Origin of the sequence: Methylobacterium sp. WL103, from assembly GCF_008039885.1 — a bacterium.
GTDB classification, from domain to species: Bacteria; Pseudomonadota; Alphaproteobacteria; order Rhizobiales; family Beijerinckiaceae; genus Methylobacterium; species Methylobacterium cerastii.
Map to the genome: position 1 here is coordinate 1 of NZ_VRUX01000070.1, position 12,788 is coordinate 12,788.

Here is a 12,788-nt window from a genome sequence, read left to right on the forward strand (position 1 = left end):
CCCTTCTCTATCTGAGCGAGCGCTCGCGGCGGGTCCAGCGCGAGCGCTCGCTCAGATAGAGAAGGGCGACGATGGTGGCGAAGGCGACGAGGCCGCCGAAGATCGCTGCGGCGGCGACGTTGTGCATGTGCGAGCCGAAACCCCAGCTCGGAAGGTCGGCGCCCGCCGCAAGGGAGGGAGCCGGCAGGCCGACGGCGGCGATGAAGAGAGCGCCGGCCCCGGCTGTGCGCCGTGCCGCCCGATCGACCGCCATGATCCGTCCCGTCTCCAAAAACCGCCGGTCAGATCGACGCGAACGAACGCGCGGCGACGGGTCCCCGCCCGCACGATTCGGGTGGATGGAGATCCGACGACCCGACGACCTGTCGAACCGCAGGTAGTCTAACGCGCCGGGGATTTGCGCCGGAAGGGGAATTAGCTTGGCTGTAACCCGTCGCCGGCAGGTCGCAGACGAACGACACACAGAAGACACAGTCCGCCATGGCCCTTGCGGCTTGACAAACGAAGAGGGCCCGGCGCTTCCGCCGGGCCCTCTTGTCGCTCGTCCGTACCGGTCGGCGCGTGCCCGCGCCGAGCGCCTCAGTAGCGGTAGTGGTCGGGCTTGAACGGGCCGTTCTCGGAGACGCCGATGTAGGCGGCCTGGTCGGGGCGGAGCTTGGAGAGCTTCACGCCGATCTTCTCGAGGTGGAGGAGGGCCACCTTCTCGTCCAGCGCCTTCGGCAGGGTGTAGACCTGCTTCTGGTACTTGCCCGGGTTGGTCCAAAGTTCGATCTGGGCGAGCGTCTGGTTGGTGAACGAGGCCGACATCACGAAGGACGGGTGGCCGGTGGCGTTGCCGAGGTTCACCAGGCGACCTTCCGACAGCAGGATGATGCGGTGGCCGTCGGCGAAGGTGATCTCGTCCACCTGCGGCTTGATGTTCGACCACTTGAGGTTCTTGAGGCCGGCGACCTGAATCTCGTTGTCGAAGTGACCGATGTTGCAGACGATCGCCCGGTCCTTCATCGCCCGCATGTGGTCGAGGGTGATGATGTCCTTGTTGCCGGTGGCGGTGACGAAGATGTCGGCGCGCGGCGCCGCGTCTTCCATCGTCACGACCTCGTAGCCTTCCATCGCGGCCTGGAGCGCGCAGATCGGGTCGACCTCCGAGACCAGCACGCGGCAGCCGGCGTGGCGCAGGGAGGACGCCGAGCCCTTGCCGACGTCGCCGAAGCCGGCGACCATCGCGACCTTGCCGGCCATCATCACGTCGGTGCCGCGGCGGATGCCGTCGACCAGCGACTCGCGGCAGCCGTAGAGGTTGTCGAACTTCGACTTGGTGACGGCGTCGTTCACGTTGATCGCCGGGAAGAGCAGCTTGCCCTCCTTGGCGAGGTTGTAGAGGCGGTGAACGCCGGTCGTGGTCTCTTCGGAGACGCCCTTGATCGAGTCGGCGAGACCGGCGAACCAGCCCTTCGGCTTCTCGGCGAGCTTCTTCTTCAGGAGCGCGAAGAAGATCTCCTCCTCCTCGGACTCCGGCTTGTCGAGGAAGGCGGTGTCGCCGTTCTCGGCACGCAGGCCCAGGTGGACGAACATGGTGGCGTCGCCGCCGTCGTCGAGGATCATGTTCGGCATGCCGCCGCCATGCCAGTCGAACAGCTTCGAAGTGTAGTCCCAGTACTCCTCCAGGGTCTCGCCCTTGATGGCGAAGACCGGGATGCCGGCGGCAGCGATCGCCGCGGCGGCGTGGTCCTGGGTCGAGTAGATGTTACAGGACACCCAGCGGATGTCGGCGCCGAGGGACTTCAGCGTCTCGATCAGCACCGCGGTCTGGATCGTCATGTGCAGCGAGCCGGCGATCCTGGCGCCCTTGAGCGGCTGCGACGGGCCGTACTCCTCGCGGGTGGCCATCAGGCCCGGCATCTCGGTCTCGGCGATCGAGATTTCCTTACGGCCGTAATCGGCCAGGCCGATGTCCTTGACGATGTAATCCTGGGCCATGCTGCGTCGCTCCGTGTCTCGGGTTGCCTCTCGCCGAGGCATCTAGCAGAGCACCGGATACGAAGCAATCAAGACATAAAGATGTCTTTATGCGTTTTCGAACGACTTCAGGAAGCTCGCGCTCAGCTCTTCAGGCGGTAACCGGTGCGGAAGATCCAGGCGACGAGGCCGAGGCAGACCGCCAGGAACAGGCCGGTCATCGCGAGGCTGATGCCGATGGCGACGTCGGCCGTGCCGAAGAAGGCCCAGCGGAATCCACTGATTAGGTAGACCACCGGGTTTGCGAGGCTGACGGTCCGCCAGAACGGCGGCAGCATCTCGATCGCGTAGAAGCTGCCGCCGAGGAAGGTCAGCGGCGTCACGACGAGGAGCGGCACCAGCTGCAGCTTCTCGAAGCCGTCGGCCCAGAGGCCGATGACGAAGCCGAACAGGCTGAAGGTCACCGCCGTCAGCACCAGGAAGGCCATCATCCAGACCGGGTGCTCGATGTGAAGCGGCACGAACAGGGCGGCGGTGGCGAGGATGATCAGCCCGATCAGGATCGATTTCGAGGCCGCGGCGCCGACATAACCGAGCACCACCTCCACCGGTGAGATCGGCGCCGACAGGATCTCGTAGATCGTGCCCGCGAAGCGCGGGAAGTAGATGCCGAACGAGGCGTTGGCGATGCTCTGGGTCAGCAGCGCGAGCATCACGAGGCCCGGCACGATGAAAAGGCCGTAGGGCACGCCGTCGACGGTGCTCATGCGCGACCCGATCGCCGCACCGAACACCACGAAGTAGAGCGAGGTCGAGATCACCGGTGCGAGGATGCTCTGCATCGCCGTGCGCCAGAAGCGGCTCATCTCGAACCGATAGATCGCGCGGATGGCAGGCCAGTTCATCGGTTTGCCTCTCGATACTGACGCCCAGAGAGGCGAGCGCCACACGGGCGGCGACGCGCATTCGCGCTTGCCGGCAGCCGGGGGATGGTGGGTTGGGATCTCGCGGCCGCCGGGATCATGCGCGTTCCCTGACGAGGTCGACGAAGATATCTTCCAGAGATGACTGGCTGGTGCGCAGGTCGCTGAACCGGATGCCGGCCGCGCCGAGGTCGGTGAGCAGGCCGGTGATGCCGGTGCGCTCGGCCTTGGCGTCGTAGGTGTAGACGAGCTCCTGCCCGCCTTGGCTCAATTCAAGGCCGCGGTCGGCAAGGTCGGCCGGCAACGCGGCCAGCGGCGCCTGCAACTGAAGCGTGAGCTGCTTGCGCCCGAGTTTGCGGATCAGCTCGGCCTTCTCCTCGACCAGGATGATCTCGCCCTTGCGGATCACGCCGATCCGGTCGGCCATCTCTTCGGCTTCTTCGATGTAGTGCGTGGTTAGGATCACGGTCACGCCCTGCTCGCGCAGGCGCCGCACCATGCGCCACATGTCCTGGCGGAGTTCCACGTCGACGCCCGCCGAGGGCTCGTCGAGGAACAGCACCGTCGGCTCGTGCGAGAGCGCCTTGGCGATGAGAACCCGGCGTTTCATGCCGCCCGACAGGGTCATCAGCCGCGCGTCGCGCTTCTCCCAGAGCGAGAGGTCGCGCAGCACGCGCTCGATGTGGCCTGGGTCCTTCTTCAGCCCGAACAGTCCGCGGGTGAAGCTCACCGTGTTCCACACGCTCTCGAAGGCGTCGGTGGTGAGTTCTTGAGGCACCAGCCCGATCGCCTTGCGCGCGCCGCGATAGCCGGAGCCGATGTCGTGCCCGTCCACCGTCACGGTGCCGGTGCTCGGCGTGACGATGCCGCAGACGATGTTGATGAGCGTCGACTTGCCGGCCCCGTTCGGCCCGAGCAGGGCGAAGATCTCGCCGCGGGCGATCGCGAGGTTCACGGTCTTCAGGGCCGAGAGGCCCGAGGCATAGGTCTTCGACAGGTTCTCGATGGAGATGATCGGCGACATCGTGGCCCGTTCAGGAAGTTCCGGCCCGGCGAAGGCGGAAAGGGAGTGCCCTACAGCATTTCCGTAGCGTCCTGCAGGGCGACGAATTAGACGCCCATCGCGCGCGGTGTTGAATGGCACCTGCCACTTTCACGTGCACCTCGGCAGCCATCGCGCCCGGCTCACCGCTTGCGCGGCGCCCGCCTCGCCGGCTTGCGGACCGGCGGCACCACCTCCGCGTCCGCCTCGAACATCTCGTCGGTCTCCGCCGGCGCCGGTGCGACCACACGCGGGGCCGGCTTCGGCACCGGGCGGAAGCGCGGCGGGTCGGCCACCGTCTCCGGCGCTTCCCACACCGCCAACATCGGCATCGGCGGCGGGTCGCGCTTCGGGCGGCCGCGCGGCTTCAGTTCGGGCTCTGGCTTCGGGTCGAAGGCGTGGGCCAGCACCTTCTTCATCACGCCGGGCAGCGGCTCCTCGTCGAGGTCGCGGCGCGGGGTGAAGCGCATCCCGGCCGGCGCCTGCGTCGACAGCGCGACGCGGGCCAGGAACACGGTCAGCTCCAGCGGGAAGTGGGTGAAGCCGTGCCGCACCAGGCCGGGCAGGCGCTTCCAGCGCGCGTCGAGCGGCGCGTCGAGGAGCGCGCCGGCAGGGTCGTAGTCGGGCGCCCACGGGCTCATCGGCGGCTCGGCCATGCTGCCGAGCAGGCCTTCCGGCGGGCGGGTGCGGAGCAGGACCGCCTCGTCACCCGATCGGACCACGACGAAGGCCGCGCCGCGCCGCAGGGTGCCTTTCACCGCCTTCACCTTACGCGGGAAGGTCTCCGGGTTGCCGGCCGCGCGAGCGCGGCAGGGCGCCATCCACGGGCACAGCGCACAGGCCGGACGCTTGGGCGTGCAGATGGTGGCGCCGAGATCCATCACGGCCTGCGCGAAGTCGCCGGGCCGCTCGGTCGGCACCAAAGCTTGCGTCACGCGCCGGATTTCGGGACGCGCGCCGGGCAAGGGCGCCTCGATCGAAAACAGCCGCGTCATCACGCGCTCGACGTTGCCGTCCACCGCCGCCTCGGGCCGGTCGAAGGCGATCGCCGCCACCGCGCCCGCCGTGTAGGCGCCAACGCCGGGGAGCTTGCGCAACCCATCGAGGGTGTCGGGGAATCGCCCAGCCGCAGCGACCGCCTTGGCGCAGGCGTGGAGGTTGCGCGCCCGGGAATAGTAGCCGAGCCCGGCCCAGGCCGACATCACCGCCTCCTCCGGGGCCGCGGCCAGGGCTTCGATGTCGGGGAAACGGGCGAGGAAGGTCGCGAAGTAGGGCTTCACCGCCGCGATCGTGGTCTGCTGCAGCATCACCTCGGAGAGCCAGACCCGGTAGGGATCGGGCCGCTCGCCGGGCAGCGCGCGCCAAGGCAGGACGCGGCGGTGCCGGTCGTACCAGACCAGCAGGTCGGCGGCCTTCGGGGAGGGTTCGGACGCAGGCATCGCCGGCAGGCATAGCGGCATGGCGCGTGCGCCGAAAGCGCTCCCTTTGCCGCCGGCCTTGCGCTATCCTCGCCGTCGCAACCGGCGGGATCTTCCACAAGCATGGCGCGCGTCAAACCGCTGGCCGAACTGATCGAGGGCTGCATCGGCCCGGCCTTCGCGGCGCAGGGCTTCGCCTCGACCGACATCCTCGCGGCATGGCCGGACATCGTCGGCGAGCGCCTGGCGAAGTTCTGTAGGCCCTCGAAGCTCGAATGGCCCAAGCGCAAGCGCCGGACCGAGGACGCGCCCGATTCGGGCACGCTGGTGGTGCGGGTCGAGGGCGTGTTCGCGATCGAGCTGCAGCATCTGGCGCCGGTGGTGATCCAGCGGATCAACGCCCATTACGGCTGGGCCTGCGTCGGCCGCATCGTGCTGCAGCAGGACCGGGTCGGGCGCGTCGCCCGGCGCGCACCGGAACCGACGGTGGATCCGGGCCGGCGCGGCGAGATCGCGCAGGCGGTCTCCGCCATCGAGCACGACGGCCTACGCGATGCCCTCGACCGCCTCGGGCTCGCCGTCGTGGCGACCTCGCCCCGGCGCTAGGCGCCTTGCCAGGGTGCGCCGGCGCGGTTACCGCATCCCGAGAAGTCGACAGGACGGAACGCGGAAGGCAGGCACGGCCATGATCACCCGGCGCGACGCTTTGAAAGCCACGGGCCTCGCCATCGGCGCCGCCCTCATCCTGCCGAAGCTGTCGGCGGCCGCGTTCGCCGAGAGCGTGCCGGTCGACGGGCTGATGCAGCCGGGTCCGCTGGGCGACGTCTGGCTCGGGCCGAAGGACGCGAAGGTGACGATCATCGAGTACGCATCGATGACCTGCTCGCACTGCGCCGCCTTCCACAAGGCAACCTACCCGACCCTCAAGGAGCGCTACATCGACACCGGCAAGGTACGGTTCACGCTACGGGAATTCCCCCTCGATCCCCTCGCCACCGCCGCCTTCATGCTGGCGCGCTGCGACGGCGACGCGAAGTACTACCCGATCACCGACCTGCTCTTCGACCAGCAGCCGGCCTGGGCCTTCACGCCGAAGCCCGTCGACGCCCTGGAGCAGATGCTGAAGCAGGCCGGGATCTCGAAGGACAAGTTCGAGACCTGCCTCAAGGACCAGAAGCTTTACGCCGCCGTGAACGGCGTGAAGCAACGCGGGCTCGAGACCTTCAAGGTCGATTCGACGCCGACCTTCTTCATCAACGGCGAGCGTTACACCGGCGAGATGACGGTCGATGGAATCGAGAAGATCATCAAGCCGATCCTCGGCGCGTGAGGGGGTTCCGGCCGGCCTGCGCGCGACGGCTTGCGCGCGTGCGGGCTTGGGCCGGAATTCCTCAATGCCGAGAATGATTTAAGCTCGGCCTTTCGAGCCTTGACACCCTGGGGCGCCGAAACTAAGGTGCGCCGCGCTTCAAGGAGGCAATCCGCCCGGTTTCGTTCCTCTCGCCAATGTGAGTTTTCGCTGTGAGCGGCAACGACGCAAGGGAGGAGGGTGAGACCGGACGGCCCGTGCCGCCCGACAGCGAACTCTCGGCGAGGCTCCGACGTCTCGAGACGCAGATCGAACGGAAGCGGCCCCCGGCCCCTCCCGCTCATCCGTCGCGTTCAGGGTCGTCCGGAAATCCCTCCGCCCTCGGGCAGGCCATGACGATCTCCACTGAGTTCGTCGCCGGCGTGATCGCGGGCGGGGTACTCGGCTGGATCTTCGATCGGATGCTCGGGACGAAGCCCTGGGGACTGATCGTCTTCCTGATGCTGGGGTTCGTCGCCGGCGTCTTCAACGTGATGCGGGCGTCCGGTTTCGCCGGGGCCCGTTCCGGACGGGACACCCCACGGGATCCGTGAGGGCGACCGGTGTCTTGTGACCAACGACCGGGTTCGGCCATGCGGGCCGCCGGCAGCGAAACGTGAGGGCGGAAGACGGCATGGCGGCCAGCATCGACCCGGGGCACTCCGTCGCCTTGCGACCGGATCCGATCCATCAGTTCGAGCTCAAGTCGATTCTGCCCTTCGGGCATCTCGGCCATCAGGAACTCGCGTTCACCCAGTCGGCGCTGTACATGTTCGCCGCCGTCGGCGTCATCGCGCTCCTGACGATCGTCGCGACCTCCAGCCGCTCGGTGGTGCCGGGCAGGATGCAGTCGCTGGCTGAGATCTTCTACGAGTTCATCGCCGACACCCTGCACCAGGCCACCGGCGACGGCGGCAAGCGCTTCATGCCGCTGGTGTTCTCGCTGTTCATGTTCGTGCTGATCCTCAACCTGTTCGGCATGATCCCCTACGCCTTCGCGGTGACGAGCCACCTCGTCGTCACCTTCGGCCTCGCGGCCCTGGTGATATCGGTCGTGGTGATCTACGGCGTGATGAAGCACGGCGCCCACTTCTTCGGCCTGTTCGTGCCGCAGGGCGTTCCGAAGCCGCTGCTGGCGCTTCTGGTGCCGATCGAGGTGATCTCGTTCATCTCGCGGCCGATCAGCTTGTCGGTGCGTCTGTTCGCCAACGTGCTCGCCGGGCACATCGCGATGAAGATCTTCGCATTCTTCGTCGTCGGGCTGCTTTCCGCAGGCGCATGGAGCGTGCTATCGCCCCTCCCGCTGTTCCTGACGATCGCGCTGACGGCCCTCGAATTCCTCGTTGCGGCGCTTCAGGCCTACGTCTTCGCGACGCTGACGGCGATCTACCTCAACGACGCGCTTCACCCCGGCCACTAACGGCCGGCTCCACCCGCGGCAAACGACGCACTCGTTTCTAGACACTTCAGGAGTTTTCTATGGATCCCGTCGCTGCGAAGTACATCGGCGCCGGCCTCGCTTGCCTCGGCATGGCCGGCGCGGGCATCGGCCTCGGAAATCTGTTCGGCCAGTTCCTGGCGGGCGCCCTTCGCAACCCCTCGGCCGCCGACGGCCAGCGCGCTACGCTGCTCCTCGGCTTCGCGCTGACGGAAGCGCTCGGCATCTTCTCGCTGCTGATCGCCCTGCTCCTGCTGTTCGCCGTCTGATCGACGTCGACATCGCCGCCGCGCCGTTCCAGGCCGCGGCGGCCGATCACCGGTGAGCGCTCCGCCCGTCGCGCGAGCGCTCGATTTCTTCCAAGGTCATACGGACGGGGCCATGGCGCAGCCGAATTCCCTCACCACACCGCCTCCCGGTTCCGACGTCCACATGGTGCCGGCCGGCGCCCCGGAGCCGGTGCATTCCGCTGCGTTCCCGCCCTTCGAGACCCACACCTTCCTGGCGCAGCTGATCTGGCTCGCCCTCGCCTTCGGCCTGCTCTACTGGCTGATGGCCAACATCGCCCTCCCGCGCATCCAGGGCATCCTGCACGACCGCTCCGCGCGACTCGCCGCCGACCTCGACCAGGCGCAGGCGATGAAGGCCGAGGCCGACGCCGCCGGCGAGGCCTACGCCAAGTCGCTGCGCGACGCGCAGGGCAAGGCCCGCGAGATCGCCCAGGGCACCCGCAACGACCTTGCCGCCGCCGCCGAGACCAAGCGAAAGGCGCTCGAGGCCGAGCTCAACCAGAAGATCGCAGCCTCCGAGGCGACGATCCAGAGCCGGACCCAGGAAGCCATGGGTAACGTGCGCTCCATCGCCAGCGAGACCGCCTCGGCGATCGTCGAGCGGCTGACGGGCCAGGCGCCGGACCAGGCCAGCCTCGACCGCGCCCTCGATTCCACCGCGACCGCGCACTGAGACGGAAGAACCCATCATGTTGATGACAGCGGAATTCTGGGTTGCCGTCGCGTTCGTCATTTTCATGGCGATCGTCTGGAAGGTCGGCGGCTTCGGGATCATGACCAAGGGCCTCGACGGCCGCGCCACCCGCGTCCGCCACGAGCTCGACGAGGCCAAGCGCCTGCGCGAGGAGGCGGCCGCCGTGCTCGCCGACTACAAGCGTCGCCGCACGGAAGCGGAGCGCGAGGCCGAGGCGATCATCTCGAGCGCCCGCGAGGAAGCCGAGCGCGCCGCAGCCGAAGGCCGCCAGCGCCTCGACGACTTCATCGCCCGCCGCACCAAGTCGGCCGAGACCAAGATCGCCCAGGCCGAGGCGAAGGCCCAGGCCGAAGTCCGCGCCGCCGCGGCCGACGCCGCGGTGAAGGTCTCCGAGACGATCCTGCGCGAGCGCATGCAGGGCGACGCCGCCCAGGCGCTGGTGCGTTCCAGCCTCGGCGAGATCCGGACCCGCATGCGGGCGTAAGCGCCGCATCACCGTGACGAACGGATCAAGCCGCCTTCGGGCGGCTTTTTCGTGTGCTTTCCAATGTGCGGAAGTCGTTCGAGCAGGCTTGTGCGTCGTTCGACGCCAGCGCAGTCGGACGCCCCCGCCGTTCGAGGAAGGGGCGTGCGACTGCGGGCTTAACTGACAAGACGACGATGAGTGGTGGGCGCCAGGCGCGGGTGGTTCAGCCTGCCGCGCCCATCACCGCGCGCAGCTTCGCGCGGTAGGTGTCGATGACCACGAGCTTACCGGCGCGCTCGGCGTGCCAGAACGTCCAGCCGTTGCAGGCGGGCAGGCCCTGGACCAGGGCCCCGACCTTGTGGATCGAGCCGATGGCGACGCCGACGTCGAGCTGGCCGTCCGGACGCACGGTCGCCTTGAAGCGGCGGCGCTCGTCGGTAAGCACGTCGCCGGCCTTGAGGTGCCCGGCCTCGACCACGGAGAGGAACGGCACCCGCGGCTCGGCGCGCTTGGTCGGCGCGACGAGGAGCGCAGCCCGCGACAGCGGCACGACCGCGTCGATGCGCCGACGCGCGGCCTCCGCGTAGACCTCTTCGCGCTCGCAGCCGATGAAGCGGCGGCCTAGCAGCTTGGCCACGGCGCCGGTGGTGCCGGTGCCGAAGAACGGGTCGAGCACCACGTCGCCGGGGTTAGTCGCCGAGAGCAGCGTGCGCGCCAGCAGCGCCTCGGGCTTCTGGGTCGGGTGGACCTTGTTGCCGTCGGCACCCTTGAGGCGCTCGTCCCCGGTGCAGAGCGGAATGAACCAGTCCGAGCGCATCTGGAGGTCTTCGTTCCCCCCTTTGAGCGCGTCGTAGTGGAAGGTGTAGCCTTTCGATTCGGCGGAGCGGGAGGCCCAGATCAGGGTCTCGTGCGCGTTGGTGAAGCGCTTGCCGCGGAAGTTCGGCATCGGGTTGGCCTTGCGCCAGACGATGTCGTTGAGGATCCAGAAACCAAGATCCTGCAGCGCGCTGCCGACGCGGAAGATGTTGTGGTACGAGCCGATGACCCACAGGGTGGCGTTCGGCTTCATCACCCGGCGGCAGGCGGTGAGCCAATCGCGGGTGAAGCTGTCGTAGCTGGCGAAGCTTGCAAACTTGTCCCAGTCGTCGTCGACGGCGTCGACCCGGCTCTGGTCCGGCCGCATCAGCGAGGCGTCGCCGAGCTGCAGGTTGTAGGGCGGGTCCGCGAAGACGCAATCGACAGAGGATGCCGGCAGGCGGTTCATCGCCTCGATGCAGTCGCCGACGAGGATCTCGTCGAGGGGAAGGCGCTGGACGGCGGGTACGAGACCCAACCGTGGTGCCGACGAAGCGCGCCCGGTACGCGAGACAAGTTTCCGGGCGGCGGCGTCGGCAACCACGGTACGCGGGGAAGCCATGGCAAACACCGGTTACGCGACTGACAGGCAGACTATGCCCCCGTTAAGGTAAAGGTCGGGTTTCCAATTTGCGGAACTTCATGTCCCGGTTTGGGGCTGGCTCTGCTTGCAAGCTCTCCGATCTGGTCGCCGTGCGTTGCGTTCACACGGATTTAACCTTTGCCGCCGGCGCGGTTTGCCTGGTCGACTCCGAACGCAATCCGCCCCGGCCGGAGCCGACACGGAGTGCGCAACGAAGTGATCGCAGCGTTGCAACTTCAGACATGGAAAAGGCCGCCCCTCCCGGGGCGGCCCTTTCATTCGGCAATCTAAAAAGAAATCACCCGCCGATGCGGTTGGCGAGGGTGGCCGAGTGGCCGTGCTCGTCGGCGATGTAGGGCAGCGCCTCATTGGCGAACTGGCGGCCTGCGGCGTTGTCGCCGTTGCGCGAGTAGGTCTCGTAGAGTGCCAGGGTGCGGGCGTCCGAGCGGGCCTGCTGGTCGATGTAGGTGCGGTCGAAGTCACGGCCGTTGCGGGCCGACTTCAGGCGCTCGATCCGGTTCTGGCCGTTCGGGCCGATCGCGACGCGGCGACCGGGCTCGGTCGGGCTGTTGTCGATGATGCCGACGCCGCCGAGCACGCCGCCGACGATGCTGGTGCCGAGGTTGGCGGCGATGGTCACCGGGGCGAGCACGAGGCCGACCGGGTTGTCGATGCGGGTGTCGAAGCCCTGGCGATCGGAGACGACGGTGCCGCCGCTGCTCAGCGACGTGCCCTCGGGCAGCAGCGCCTTGGTGGTGGCCTCACGCTCGGTGATCACGCGGTTGGCGTAGTTGCGGACCCGAGGGTTGCGCGAACGCTCCAGGGCGATGCGGCTCGACTCGATGCTGACGGCGTCCGAGCGAAGCGCCTCGGCGCGGAACTCGGGGGTGTCGGTGCCGGCGGCGCCGACGCCGCGCTCGAACGGCGAGACGCGGATCGGAAGGGCGTCCTGCGCGAAGGCGGGGGCGGTCAGCGCGGCGAGCGAGAGGCCGAGCACGGCGAGGGTGGCGGTACGCTTCATAGGATGACGATCCTTTTTGTGGTTCGCCGGCACGTCGAGGCGCCAGGGCGATTGCCGGCACAACAACCTGCGTGTCCGCCTGTTCCGCACCTGCGAAGCTTAGTGCCAAGCTTGCGACGCATATCAGCCTACAGAGTTCGCCGTTCGCGAGCTTGTGAGAGGAGTGGCGGAACCCTGATTAATCGTTCTAACAGGATGACTTATGCGAGAACCGGGGGCTTCGCCTGCTTGCCCTACCTACCTGCTTCAATGCATTCAATGCATAGCTGCGAGTGGTAGACGACATGCGAGCCCTCTGCTGGATGGTCTCAGTTCCCGGCAAACCGCACGGCGGTCGCGCAAGCGCGGAGGAAAACCCTACGCCTCGGGCTCGGCGTCGGTGAAGAGGCCGACCTGGGTGATCGGATCACGCTTCGGCACGGGAAACCCCATGTGCTCGAAGGCGCGCCGGGTCAGCACCCGTCCGCGTGGCGTGCGCTGCACGAAGCCCTGCTGGAGCAGGTAGGGTTCGATGATGTCCTCGATCGCATCGCGGGGCTCGGAAAGCGCGGCGGCGATGGTCTCGATCCCCACGGGGTTGCCGCCGAACGAGACCGCCAGCAGGGTCAGGTACTTGCGGTCCATCACGTCGAGGCCGACCGGGTCGACGTCGAGCAGCTTCAGCGCCCTGTCTGCGATCGCGCGCGTCACGGTCGGCGCCTCGGCGACCACGGCGAAGTCGCGCACCCGGCGCAGCAGGCGGCCGGCGATG

Annotated in this window: 15 protein-coding genes; 7 read left to right on the forward strand and 8 right to left on the reverse strand. The window is 68.0% G+C overall.

Annotated elements, in window-relative coordinates:
• Positions 1-7 precede the first annotated feature (7 nt).
• The 5 genes from FV222_RS07115 to mutY all read right to left on the reverse strand — a co-directional run bounded on the left by FV222_RS07115 (position 8) and on the right by mutY (position 5,363).
• The gene (locus FV222_RS07115; RefSeq protein WP_147813648.1) at positions 8-253 is read right to left on the reverse strand and encodes a hypothetical protein; all 246 of its coding nucleotides are present in this window, start codon (positions 251-253) and stop codon (positions 8-10) included.
• A gap of 326 nt (positions 254-579) precedes the next feature.
• Positions 580-1,980, reverse strand: coding sequence for an adenosylhomocysteinase (ahcY, locus tag FV222_RS07120; protein ID WP_147762702.1), 1,401 nt, complete (start codon positions 1,978-1,980; stop codon positions 580-582).
• A 122-nt stretch (positions 1,981-2,102) separates the two neighbouring features.
• Entirely contained in the window at positions 2,103-2,864 is a 762-nt protein-coding gene (locus FV222_RS07125) for an ABC transporter permease (RefSeq protein ID WP_147727174.1), read from the reverse strand.
• A gap of 115 nt (positions 2,865-2,979) precedes the next feature.
• Positions 2,980-3,906 (reverse strand): ABC transporter ATP-binding protein, encoded by a 927-nt coding sequence (locus FV222_RS07130; protein WP_147762701.1) that lies wholly within the window; start codon positions 3,904-3,906, stop codon positions 2,980-2,982.
• A 161-nt stretch (positions 3,907-4,067) separates the two neighbouring features.
• Positions 4,068-5,363 carry an A/G-specific adenine glycosylase gene (gene mutY / locus FV222_RS07135; RefSeq protein WP_147762700.1) on the reverse strand — a complete coding sequence of 432 codons (1,296 nt, stop codon included), beginning with the start codon at positions 5,361-5,363 and terminating at the stop codon, positions 4,068-4,070.
• Positions 5,364-5,465: 102 nt separating this feature from the next.
• Here mutY and FV222_RS07140 point away from each other — a divergent pair, with 102 nt between their 5' ends.
• The 7 genes from FV222_RS07140 to FV222_RS07170 all read left to right on the forward strand — a co-directional run bounded on the left by FV222_RS07140 (position 5,466) and on the right by FV222_RS07170 (position 9,596).
• Entirely contained in the window at positions 5,466-5,948 is a 483-nt protein-coding gene (locus tag FV222_RS07140; protein ID WP_147750598.1) for a DciA family protein, read from the forward strand.
• A 79-nt stretch (positions 5,949-6,027) separates the two neighbouring features.
• Positions 6,028-6,672, forward strand: a complete 645-nt coding sequence (locus FV222_RS07145; RefSeq protein WP_147750599.1) for a DsbA family protein — start codon at positions 6,028-6,030, stop codon at positions 6,670-6,672.
• Between the two features lie 191 nt (positions 6,673-6,863).
• Positions 6,864-7,244, forward strand: a complete 381-nt coding sequence (locus FV222_RS07150) for an AtpZ/AtpI family protein (RefSeq protein ID WP_147813650.1) — start codon at positions 6,864-6,866, stop codon at positions 7,242-7,244.
• 80 nt (positions 7,245-7,324) lie between these two features.
• Entirely contained in the window at positions 7,325-8,110 is a 786-nt protein-coding gene (locus tag FV222_RS07155; RefSeq protein ID WP_147750601.1) for a F0F1 ATP synthase subunit A, read from the forward strand.
• Between the two features lie 59 nt (positions 8,111-8,169).
• On the forward strand, positions 8,170-8,397 hold the full coding sequence (locus FV222_RS07160) for a F0F1 ATP synthase subunit C (RefSeq protein ID WP_007566773.1): 228 nt from the start codon (positions 8,170-8,172) through the stop codon (positions 8,395-8,397).
• 163 nt (positions 8,398-8,560) lie between these two features.
• A complete protein-coding gene (locus tag FV222_RS07165) occupies positions 8,561-9,091 on the forward strand; it encodes a F0F1 ATP synthase subunit B' (RefSeq protein WP_238270850.1) in 531 nt (176 codons plus the stop codon).
• Between the two features lie 19 nt (positions 9,092-9,110).
• On the forward strand, positions 9,111-9,596 hold the full coding sequence (locus tag FV222_RS07170) for an ATP F0F1 synthase subunit B (protein ID WP_187273579.1): 486 nt from the start codon (positions 9,111-9,113) through the stop codon (positions 9,594-9,596).
• A gap of 205 nt (positions 9,597-9,801) precedes the next feature.
• Here the strand turns inward: FV222_RS07170 and FV222_RS07175 are convergent, their stop codons facing one another.
• The 3 genes from FV222_RS07175 to FV222_RS07185 all read right to left on the reverse strand — a co-directional run.
• Complete coding sequence (locus tag FV222_RS07175; protein WP_147762697.1) at positions 9,802-10,995, reverse strand: site-specific DNA-methyltransferase; 1,194 nt, start codon at positions 10,993-10,995, stop codon at positions 9,802-9,804.
• Positions 10,996-11,314: 319 nt separating this feature from the next.
• Positions 11,315-12,037, reverse strand: a complete 723-nt coding sequence (locus FV222_RS07180; RefSeq protein WP_147750605.1) for a DUF4142 domain-containing protein — start codon at positions 12,035-12,037, stop codon at positions 11,315-11,317.
• A gap of 357 nt (positions 12,038-12,394) precedes the next feature.
• The coding region (locus FV222_RS07185) for a Holliday junction DNA helicase RuvB C-terminal domain-containing protein (protein ID WP_281406873.1) at positions 12,395-12,788 on the reverse strand (394 nt) is incomplete at its 5' end.

Coding starts and splice junctions, on each gene's coding strand:
- FV222_RS07115 (WP_147813648.1), bottom strand. CDS start 253: ATGGCGGTCGATCGGGCGGCACGGCGCACAGCCGGGGCCGGCGCTCTC.
- FV222_RS07160 (WP_007566773.1), top strand. CDS start 8,170: ATGGATCCCGTCGCTGCGAAGTACATCGGCGCCGGCCTCGCTTGCCTC.
- FV222_RS07175 (WP_147762697.1), bottom strand. CDS start 10,995: ATGGCTTCCCCGCGTACCGTGGTTGCCGACGCCGCCGCCCGGAAACTT.
- FV222_RS07180 (WP_147750605.1), bottom strand. CDS start 12,037: ATGAAGCGTACCGCCACCCTCGCCGTGCTCGGCCTCTCGCTCGCCGCG.
- FV222_RS07155 (WP_147750601.1), top strand. CDS start 7,325: ATGGCGGCCAGCATCGACCCGGGGCACTCCGTCGCCTTGCGACCGGAT.
- FV222_RS07125 (WP_147727174.1), bottom strand. CDS start 2,864: ATGAACTGGCCTGCCATCCGCGCGATCTATCGGTTCGAGATGAGCCGC.
- FV222_RS07165 (WP_238270850.1), top strand. CDS start 8,561: ATGGTGCCGGCCGGCGCCCCGGAGCCGGTGCATTCCGCTGCGTTCCCG.
- ahcY (WP_147762702.1), bottom strand. CDS start 1,980: ATGGCCCAGGATTACATCGTCAAGGACATCGGCCTGGCCGATTACGGC.
- FV222_RS07130 (WP_147762701.1), bottom strand. CDS start 3,906: ATGTCGCCGATCATCTCCATCGAGAACCTGTCGAAGACCTATGCCTCG.
- FV222_RS07145 (WP_147750599.1), top strand. CDS start 6,028: ATGATCACCCGGCGCGACGCTTTGAAAGCCACGGGCCTCGCCATCGGC.
- mutY (WP_147762700.1), bottom strand. CDS start 5,363: ATGCCTGCGTCCGAACCCTCCCCGAAGGCCGCCGACCTGCTGGTCTGG.
- FV222_RS07140 (WP_147750598.1), top strand. CDS start 5,466: ATGGCGCGCGTCAAACCGCTGGCCGAACTGATCGAGGGCTGCATCGGC.